The organism is Aeromonas sp. R4-3, from assembly GCF_040908275.1.
Taxonomy (GTDB): Bacteria; Pseudomonadota; Gammaproteobacteria; order Enterobacterales; family Aeromonadaceae; genus Aeromonas; species Aeromonas rivipollensis.
The window spans coordinates 1-8,981 of sequence record NZ_JBFODK010000018.1 but is presented as its reverse complement, the minus strand read 5'-3'; the positions used below and the strand labels follow the sequence as shown (position 1 = coordinate 8,981).

Here is an 8,981-nt window from a genome sequence, read left to right as displayed (position 1 = left end):
TAGCCTTCCTAAGAAACACCCTCGATTGCCTGTAGGGTGAAACCAAACTCGGCGGCCCGACGGTGCAATCCCTTGACCACCCGATCGCGGTACTGCTGCTCGTAGTGATCGGCGCCGGGATCCTGATATTCCATACCAAAACGCATGGCGTTGTAGAACAAAACCGCAATCTTGCGGGCCGTGGCGGTGACCGCCTTCGCTTTGCCGATGCGCGCTGACAACCGTCGGTAGAATGCCCCCAGCGCTGTATTTGTTCTGCCGATGGTCACCGCTGCCAGTCGTAGGTGGGCGGTCACTCGATTCTTGGTCTTGCGAGTATGAGCTGACAACACCTTGCCGCCACTGATCCGGCAGCCCGGAGCCAGTGTCAGCCAGGAGGTGAAGTGTTGGGCCGTTCGCCAGCGGCTCAGATCCGTTCCACACTCGGCCACCAAACGCAGTGCCAGGTAAGGGCCAATGCCATGGATCTGGGTCAGATCGATACCAACCAGCTGATAGAGCAAGGTGCGCACATCGAAGTTGAGTGCGTTCGGCTGCCGGGTACGGTGGCGTGGCTTAGGTAGCGCTTCGCTGGGGCGGGGCTTGCCACGAGAGAGTTGCTGCAAGCTTCGGGCAATCTGTTCATCACAGAGAGAAATCTGGGCCTGGTAGGCGTCATACATGGCCAGTGCCTGACTCAAGGCAAACACATGCTCGGGCTGGTAATTGCCAACCAGCGCACGTTGGATGGTTTCGACGCTCGACTGACAGCGCAGGTCGCGCATGGCGGCGAGCATCGTGGCATTTCGCTCTCCTGCGACAATGGCACGGATGATCCGCATACCGGTGGCGCCGGTGATGTCACTCACCACATGCTGCAATTGCAGGTTCATGTGAGTTAGTGCCTTCTGCATGTGCTGGATATGGGCCGCAGCGTAATCGAGGTGACGTTCACGTAGCCGCAGATAACTGCGCAGTGCGGCGATCTCCCGTTCAGGATGGAAGCTGGCGCGCAGTAGACCGCAAGCATGCAGGCGCTGGATCCATTGCGCATCGTTGACGTCGGTTTTTCGCCCTGGTACGGCCCGGGCATCCCTGGCGTTAGCCAAGATGACCTGTAAGCCATGGGTCTCCAGGATCTCGTACACGGGTATCCAATACACGCCCGTTGACTCCATTGCCACGGTGGTGATCCCAAGCTCGACCAACCAAGCAGCCATACGCTCCAGGTCTGCCGTGAAAGCCTGAAAGGTTTGCACTGGTTCTTCGGCGAGCGCGGTGGGCACCGCAACCACATGGAACCGCGAACCGATATCGATGCCCGCAGCGCGGGCATGGATGATCGGTAAACCGTGTTCAGTGTTGTGCTTTTTCATGAATACCCCTCCATCACAAAATAGTGCCGGACGGGGACTCGGATTCGATCACATTCCTAAACGGGGTCACCAAGGTGCCACCACTCACGGGTCCGCAGCTTCCCCTGGGTCAGGTTTTTTGACGGGGACTCAGCCTCCAAAAAGCAGACGACCACTGTCCGGTGAGGTCAGTGTAGTGGACGTGTTTCTAATTCCATGGGCCACGGAGTGCCGGGGAGGCGGTTTTTTAAGATCGCCTTTTCGCGTTCCAGGCGGTTAATGCGGGCTTCCAGCTCCTAGATTTTCTGCTGCTCGGGCGTCAGCGCCTTGTCGCCGGGAGTACAGCCACTTCGTTCTGATTGCAGTTGCTGAACCCATCGGCGCAGCACCGTTTCACCAATAGCCAGTAAACGACTCGCTTCGGGAACGGAGTAGCCTTGCTCGAGCACTAGGCATGCAGCTTCCAGTTTGAACTCCGCAGTGAATGAGCGACGTTGTCTTGTCATTGACCTCTGATTAGGGTGGCGACTGTACCACCTTAAATGGTGTCCGGGGTGATTAGACCACTACATACACAACTTAAAATATAATGGCTCTATCGCGTTAGACGCCATGCGCTTTCGCCCTGTCAGGGAACTAAATTTTTCCAGATGTCATAGCCGATATACGCCAGTGTTGAGGTAGAAAATAGAGCAAAAATGATCGCAACGTAACGGAATCTACCCTGACTTGCGGCAACTTGCGCCTCCAGCTGGATCTTTTGCTCGCTCACCGCCTCGGTCAACGCCTGCTGGGCCTGCATGACGCTTTCTAGCCGTTCAGCCAACCGCTGGTCACGTTCTCGCGTCGACTGTTGCTCGCTGGCGCTCGCGACGCTGGCTTCCTCCAGGAAGCGGTTAGCAGCCAGCAGTTGCTGCAACAAGGCCTCAGCGCTGTCGATACCCGTTTGCTGATACTGCTGTATTGCTGACTGGACACTCTCATTTTGCTGTCCAAGAACATCCGACAGTTTTTCAAAGACTTCACCGGTCGCTGCTTTCAGCTGGCTATCATAGTGCGCCGATTGTTGGCTAAGCGCGGTGCTAATATCCTGCCTTTTTTCTTCGACCAGAGTCGAAATAAACTCCCGCAGCGTGCTTATCGCCTCAGGAATATAGTCATCTTGCAGTTCACATAACGATTTTTTCAGCGGTTCAATGAGGTCTTCGGTGTTTGCGCCTACCGCATTAATGGCATCATTGATTTTTTCAACCTTATCTTTGGTCTCCAGAACCTCTGTATTGAGTTTTTTTAACGAACTCTCAAGAGGATTGAGCGGCTCCTTAAGTATTTTTGCCATTAACTCGGCAAGAGCTCTTTCTTTATTCTTTATTTCACTAGTCACGCTCATGCTTTATCCAGAATGCTTTTCAGTTAGATTCATTAAGTCTTCCCGCTGATTTTTCAACGCAACGCAGGATAAAATTTGTAATAATGCATTACAATTATCTCGTTCCTGAAAGGCCGAATCCAGGCACGTATTTAATGTGTTGAGATATTCTTCATCAAGAAAGTGAACAAACTGCTCGCAGCGGGCAAGATCCTCTTGTGATTCAACGGCAATTTTCTTTAACTCGTCTTCGCGCGAGGCGGTCTGTTGCTCAAGTGAAGTCTGCTGCCGTAGGGATTTATTGTGCTCTACCCGCAGCACATCGAGAGTCATGCCCTCTTTGGTGAGTTCACTTTTGTATTCATTATGGACGTCCTCTGCGGCAGCCATCCATTGTGACGTCCACAACCGAATGACTTCTTCTTTGGCATTATCAGCGGCATGGATGACGCTGTTTTTATCCGATGAATAATTCGACGAACTCAGATAGGTGTCGATCCAATAGTCATTGAGTGTATAGCGAATAGAGCTGAAGTTTTCATCAAGAATATCCTGTACCGACTGTCTCGTAGGCTCAACATTCTTGCGGGCCACTTTTTGCCAGTAGGTCGTCTTATTTCCCACATTTAACTGGATATTTTTAATTTTAGAGCAATAGTCAGCGATCATGCTGTGTAAAGTGGTACATTTTTCGCTGCTGTAACTTCCCTTCAATTTAAAGGCTGCGGCCTCTTCCGCTGCTTTATCGATAAGCCGTTGGCTGACAGGTAGCGAGTTATCTTTTAATAATTCCTCCTTTTTATTTATTTTCTTCTGCGTCTTAGTAATAGCGTTTTCCCAAACTGTCAGTTTATCATTTGTCTCTTGTTGCTGTTTTTTTAGCCCCGACAGTTCGCTTTCGATTGCTGCCGTTTTTTTCTCCTGGATATATTTAACGCTGAGGTGGGTATCTAGGGTGCTTCGCAGCCGTCCGAGTGGGCTGGTCGATGTTGCAATTTGTTCCAACAGTTCGCTACGCAAGCGGCTGACCATGGGGGCAACCCGGGCATAAAGGGCGGGATCGTTTTCGGCCATACTCAGCCAACTGCAGCCAAACTCGAGCGGAAAGTAGAGGTTCCGATCTTTCGCCGCGTCGCTCAGGCTGTTAAAGCGTTCAATCTGTTCAATAAGGCGCTGACGTAGCTGCGTGATATCGAAAGCCGGATCGTTGCGAATCAGCGTCTTCAACGACTGGGCTGAGTAAGAAAAGGTCGTCACGATGCGAAACCGGTGCGGCATCGCCTGCCAGTCCTCAATACCCGGCAGGGTGATAACCTCCGGCTGCAGGAAGCTCAAATCGTCACCACGCCCAATCAGCAGGACCAAATCAGCGAAGGGAAGATAGGTCTTCGCCATTTGATTTACATGCTTTTGCTCTTGCATATTGGCGGGATTATCACCAGGCAGATCCAGAATACGCACGCCGGGCGCACCCGAGGTTTGTATCCTGAAAAAACTCCCCGGAATATGCACAATACAGGGGGAATCGACAACCAGTTCCCCCCGTTCCATTTGTTGCCTCAGCTGCGCTAATGCTTCTGCCATCGCATCGTCGGTGGTAAACCAGCGTGTTTTCGATTGCACAACCAATCCCCAGCGCGCGTCCGTTGAACGACGATACTCCATGGCGGTGGCAGTGGCCGATTTCCCGGCTTCGCGCCCGCCGCGCAGCACCTGCGATAGCGTTGCCATCTGCTGCAGATCGATGCCCATCAGGTCGAGCAGTAAGGTGGTTTTTCCGACCTGTGTCTTACCAAAGATGACCACGTACGGCTCGGCATTGCTTTCCCTGAGCTGTATTCTGTCCTGGACATCAGAACTCAATGTTTTAACCAGCCGATCGTAGGCGCGAAAAGCCCACTCCGACTGCCGTGACTCCAACCGCTGCCAGTAATCGATAACATTCCCGGACGTCATCTCACTCACCACGGCTGGTGATTAACACTTGCAGACCCGAAGCCGATGAACGCAGCTCAGTGCGCAGATCGTCGATGAGAGCATTGACATCGGCAATAGCTTTCGCGAGCCGATCTTTGCGCATCAGCATTTCGTCCATGTGATAACGCGCACGTAACGTTTCGCTAATCCGCTTACGCGCCGCGTTCATCGTCTCATCGAACTTATTACGTAAATGCTCAATATGATGATCATGAACACTGGCAAGCATGACATGTGCCTGGGCGCTCGCTTTTTTCTCGAAGGTGCGCATTCGCGTGAGAGCAGCGGTGGTCACGTATGCCGCCGCCACAACGGCGGTTACCGCAACGGCAGCAGGATGCATCATCACCGGTACGGGGGGAACAGGTAACCCCGTCGTCGGGTCAGTGGAAGGCTGATCCTGACCAAAGAGCGCGCCGAGGATATCAGAATCGCCGTCGCTTACCACATCAATCGCAAGTACCGCCGCCAGTGATTTTAGTGCTGTCCTGCCAAGGTCAACCCCCGCGTTGAGGGTTTCAACCCCTTCTGCCGCAACGTTACCTGTGGATGTCTCGCCCCCGTCTTGTTCAAGCGTGACGTATGGCTGCAGTTCTATGAAGATCTCAGGCATGGCGTACACAAGGCGGGTGTACTCCAGCGAGAGCGCCGGGATCAATGCCACGCTTTTCCTGAACTGTTTATTCACCACCGTGGTGTTTTGCACATTCGACGTGGGGCCATGGTTTAGCAACATTTTGATATTGCTTACTTTTTCTGCATCCAGTTGTTCGTGCTGCACGAGCTGCCCGGCGCTATTCATATAGCCAAGTGCTACCAGCTTCGGTGATACAGGCAAGTTTCGGCGCTCGTTGCCGTTTGGCATGGGCTTGAGTTTCGCCGCAGTCAGTTGTCGCAGGCTGTTCACATAGTCGTCGAAGAAATCCTCTGATGCTTCCTGCCATGAAACATCGACTAGTTTCTGCAACTTTCGTTTTGTCTCACTAGTGGTATCAAATGCATTCGATACCCAGTTGACAAACCCCTCATGCTCCTTGGCCAGCGTGCTATCCATATTCCTCTTCGCATCTTCAAAGACTTTCGTGACGCACGCTTTCACCTTTTCGTTATGTTTTTCACGCAGGTCCTGCACGGCGCTGTCAAACACCTCCAGCACTTCGGCCAGTACCTGACTGCCATCGTCCTGGCCGCCTTTGTCACTGTGGTAATACAAACGTGACTGGGTGCGGATCATATTCATGACGCGCGGCAAATCCTTACTGACGATCTCGGTAAGATGGGTTAACTGGAGATAACGGTTGGTTTGTCCGGAAAAGTTAAGGTCGTCAATGGCCCGGCGCAGGTACGGCATCCATTCTGTTATGTATTCCGGATCATCGGTGCCGGTTAAAATAATATTGTTATCCGAATGTTCGGTAGCGACATTGAAGGTTTCAGCCGCACTTTTTCTTAATTCAGCTTGCCGTTGCGGATTATGGCGATACGCTTCTGTCTTGGAGATGACAATATAAGGCTTACAATTCTTAAGCTCTTTTTCCAGCATATCTTTGACAATTTCGAGCTGCTGCTGGTTTGCAAGTCGCGTCTCGTCGGTAACGACGATACAACCGCCTGCCGCGATCATCGCCTGACGCATCAGTTCCTGCCATTCACGATTCTCACGCTCTTGTTTTTCATAGCCAGGCAGCAGTAACCAGGCTTGGTTATTGCGGGTAAAATAACGCTGCGGTACTTTCAATACTGGCAGTAAATCCCCGGCATCAGGATCACAGACCGCGCGCTGAAACTCATTGAGGTCGACGCTGACATCCTCCAGCGTCAAATCATTTCCAGTTTCGACCAGGCGGCGGACATAACCCTGCGCCACTTTAGTCTCACGACTCTCAAGGATCAGTACCGGCATTTTCTCGCCGCGTCCTTCATTACTGCGTAACCAGCCGCTACTGTCATGAGGTAGGTCATACAGGCTCGCCATCAGCGTCGTTTTACCCGCCCCTTGCGAGCCACCTATCGCCACAATCCAGGTATCGGCGAGCACCTCAGCAAGCAGCAGTCGTCTCATGACCTCAAGTAATTTTTCATCAAGCTCCTCGCCGTCAAGTGCGGAACAGGCCCCACGTAAACGACGCAAAGCATTATTCAGCGCCTTGAGCTGGATTTCAGGTGATTCCATTGCCATTTGTTATCCTCGGGAGGTCTTAAAATTTCGAAACCTGATTTTATCAGGCTCTGTCGCGTTAGGCTTGCGAACATCGAGGCAAGTTTCGCGCATCCAGGGGGCGGATTGGAAAACGGAAATTATCCTACGCTAAGCCTGTTTTTTTGAGAAGACATGAGTTGACGTGATGCATTCTGCTTTGAGAGAAAGGCGGACATTTCGTTTCGCCAAGACCTGTAGTGGTCTAATCATCACGGACACCATTTTAGGTGGTACAGTCGCCACCATGACCAGAGGTGTTCAATGACAAGACAACGTCGCTCATTCACTGCGGAGTTCAAACTGGAAGCTGCATGCCTAGTGCTCGAGCAAGGCTACTCCGTTCCCGAAGCGAGTCGTTTACTGGCTATTGGTGAAACGGTGCTGCGCCGATGGGTTCAGCAACTGCAATCAGAACGAAGTGGCTGTACTCCCGGCGACAAGGCGCTGACGCCCGAGCAGCAGAAAATCTAGGAGCTGGAAGCCCGCATTAACCGCCTGGAACGCGAAAAGGCGATCTTAAAAAACCGCCTCCCCGGCACTCCGTGGCCCATGGAATTAGAAACACGTCCACTACACTGACCTCACCGGACAGTGGTCGTCTGCTTTTTGGAGGCTGAGTCCCCGTCAAAAAACCTGACCCAGGGGAAGCTGCGGACCCGTGAGTGGTGGCACCTTGGTGACCCCGTTTAGGAATGTGATCGAATCCGAGTCCCCGTCCGGCACTATTTTGTGATGGAGGGGTATTCATGAAAAAGCACAACACTGAACACGGTTTACCGATCATCCATGCCCGCGCTGCGGGCATCGATATCGGTTCGCGGTTCCATGTGGTTGCGGTGCCCACCGCGCTCGCCGAAGAACCAGTGCAAACCTTTCAGGCTTTCACGGCAGACCTGGAGCGTATGGCTGCTTGGTTGGTCGAGCTTGGGATCACCACCGTGGCAATGGAGTCAACGGGCGTGTATTGGATACCCGTGTACGAGATCCTGGAGACCCATGGCTTACAGGTCATCTTGGCTAACGCCAGGGATGCCCGGGCCGTACCAGGGCGAAAAACCGACGTCAACGATGCGCAATGGATCCAGCGCCTGCATGCTTGCGGTCTACTGCGCGCCAGCTTCCATCCTGAACGGGAGATCGCCGCACTGCGCAGTTATCTGCGGCTACGTGAACGTCACCTCGATTACGCTGCGGCCCATATCCAGCACATGCAGAAGGCACTAACTCACATGAACCTGCAATTGCAGCATGTGGTGAGTGACATCACCGGCGCCACCGGTATGCGGATCATCCGTGCCATTGTCGCAGGAGAGCGAAATGCCACGATGCTCGCCGCCATGCGCGACCTGCGCTGTCAGTCGAGCGTCGAAACCATCCAACGTGCGCTGGTTGGCAATTACCAGCCCGAGCATGTGTTTGCCTTGAGTCAGGCACTGGCCATGTATGACGCCTACCAGGCCCAGATTTCTCTCTGTGATGAACAGATTGCCCGAAGCTTGCAGCAACTCTCTCGTGGCAAGCCCCGCCCCAGCGAAGCGCTACCTAAGCCACGCCACCGTACCCGGCAGCCGAACGCACTCAACTTCGATGTGCGCACCTTGCTCTATCAGCTGGTTGGTATCGATCTGACCCAGATCCATGGCATTGGCCCTTACCTGGCACTGCGTTTGGTGGCCGAGTGTGGAACGGATCTGAGCCGCTGGCGAACGGCCCAACACTTCACCTCCTGGCTGACACTGGCTCCGGGCTGCCGGATCAGTGGCGGCAAGGTGTTGTCAGCTCATACTCGCAAGACCAAGAATCGAGTGACCGCCCACCTACGACTGGCAGCGGTGACCATCGGCAGAACAAATACAGCGCTGGGGGCATTCTACCGACGGTTGTCAGCGCGCATCGGCAAAGCGAAGGCGGTCACCGCCACGGCCCGCAAGATTGCGGTTTTGTTCTACAACGCCATGCGTTTTGGTATGGAATATCAGGATCCCGGCGCCGATCACTACGAGCAGCAGTACCGCGATCGGGTGGTCAAGGGATTGCACCGTCGGGCCGCCGAGTTTGGTTTCACCCTACAGGCAATCGAGGGTGTTTCTTAGGAAGGCTA

5 protein-coding genes and 2 pseudogenes are annotated in these 8,981 nt (G+C 53.4%); 2 read left to right on the top strand and 5 right to left on the bottom strand.

Annotated elements, in window-relative coordinates; genetic code table 11:
* Positions 1 to 8: 8 nt before the first annotated feature.
* From AB5Y91_RS03345 to AB5Y91_RS03325, 5 genes and pseudogenes are all read right to left on the bottom strand, one after another.
* Positions 9 to 1,355 (bottom strand): IS110 family transposase, encoded by a 1,347-nt coding sequence (locus tag AB5Y91_RS03345; RefSeq protein ID WP_163148884.1) that lies wholly within the window; start codon positions 1,353 to 1,355, stop codon positions 9 to 11.
* A 278-nt stretch (positions 1,356 to 1,633) separates the two neighbouring features.
* Positions 1,634 to 1,840 (bottom strand): annotated as a pseudogene (locus tag AB5Y91_RS03340) (transposase); the annotation flags it as partial.
* 122 nt (positions 1,841 to 1,962) lie between these two features.
* Positions 1,963 to 2,724 carry a hypothetical protein gene (locus tag AB5Y91_RS03335; RefSeq protein ID WP_368169072.1) on the bottom strand — a complete coding sequence of 254 codons (762 nt, stop codon included), beginning with the start codon at positions 2,722 to 2,724 and terminating at the stop codon, positions 1,963 to 1,965.
* Between the two features lie 3 nt (positions 2,725 to 2,727).
* A complete protein-coding gene (locus AB5Y91_RS03330; RefSeq protein WP_368169071.1) occupies positions 2,728 to 4,659 on the bottom strand; it encodes a hypothetical protein in 1,932 nt (643 codons plus the stop codon).
* Between the two features lies 1 nt (position 4,660).
* Entirely contained in the window at positions 4,661 to 6,859 is a 2,199-nt protein-coding gene (locus AB5Y91_RS03325; RefSeq protein WP_368169070.1) for a hypothetical protein, read from the bottom strand.
* A gap of 282 nt (positions 6,860 to 7,141) precedes the next feature.
* On the opposite strand from AB5Y91_RS03325, the pseudogene AB5Y91_RS03320 reads away from it, so the two are divergent.
* Both AB5Y91_RS03320 and AB5Y91_RS03315 read left to right on the top strand, forming a co-directional pair.
* Positions 7,142 to 7,348, top strand: a pseudogene (locus AB5Y91_RS03320) (transposase); the annotation flags it as partial.
* A gap of 278 nt (positions 7,349 to 7,626) precedes the next feature.
* Positions 7,627 to 8,973, top strand: a complete 1,347-nt coding sequence (locus AB5Y91_RS03315; RefSeq protein ID WP_163148884.1) for an IS110 family transposase — start codon at positions 7,627 to 7,629, stop codon at positions 8,971 to 8,973.
* Positions 8,974 to 8,981 lie beyond the last annotated feature (8 nt).

What these genes read in the sequence shown, in the direction of transcription:
- AB5Y91_RS03345 (WP_163148884.1), bottom strand. Translation starts at nt 1,355, where the DNA reads ATGAAAAAGCACAACACTGAACACGGTTTACCGATCATCCATGCCCGC.
- AB5Y91_RS03335 (WP_368169072.1), bottom strand. Translation starts at nt 2,724, where the DNA reads ATGAGCGTGACTAGTGAAATAAAGAATAAAGAAAGAGCTCTTGCCGAG.
- AB5Y91_RS03330 (WP_368169071.1), bottom strand. Translation starts at nt 4,659, where the DNA reads ATGACGTCCGGGAATGTTATCGATTACTGGCAGCGGTTGGAGTCACGG.
- AB5Y91_RS03325 (WP_368169070.1), bottom strand. Translation starts at nt 6,859, where the DNA reads ATGGCAATGGAATCACCTGAAATCCAGCTCAAGGCGCTGAATAATGCT.
- AB5Y91_RS03315 (WP_163148884.1), top strand. Translation starts at nt 7,627, where the DNA reads ATGAAAAAGCACAACACTGAACACGGTTTACCGATCATCCATGCCCGC.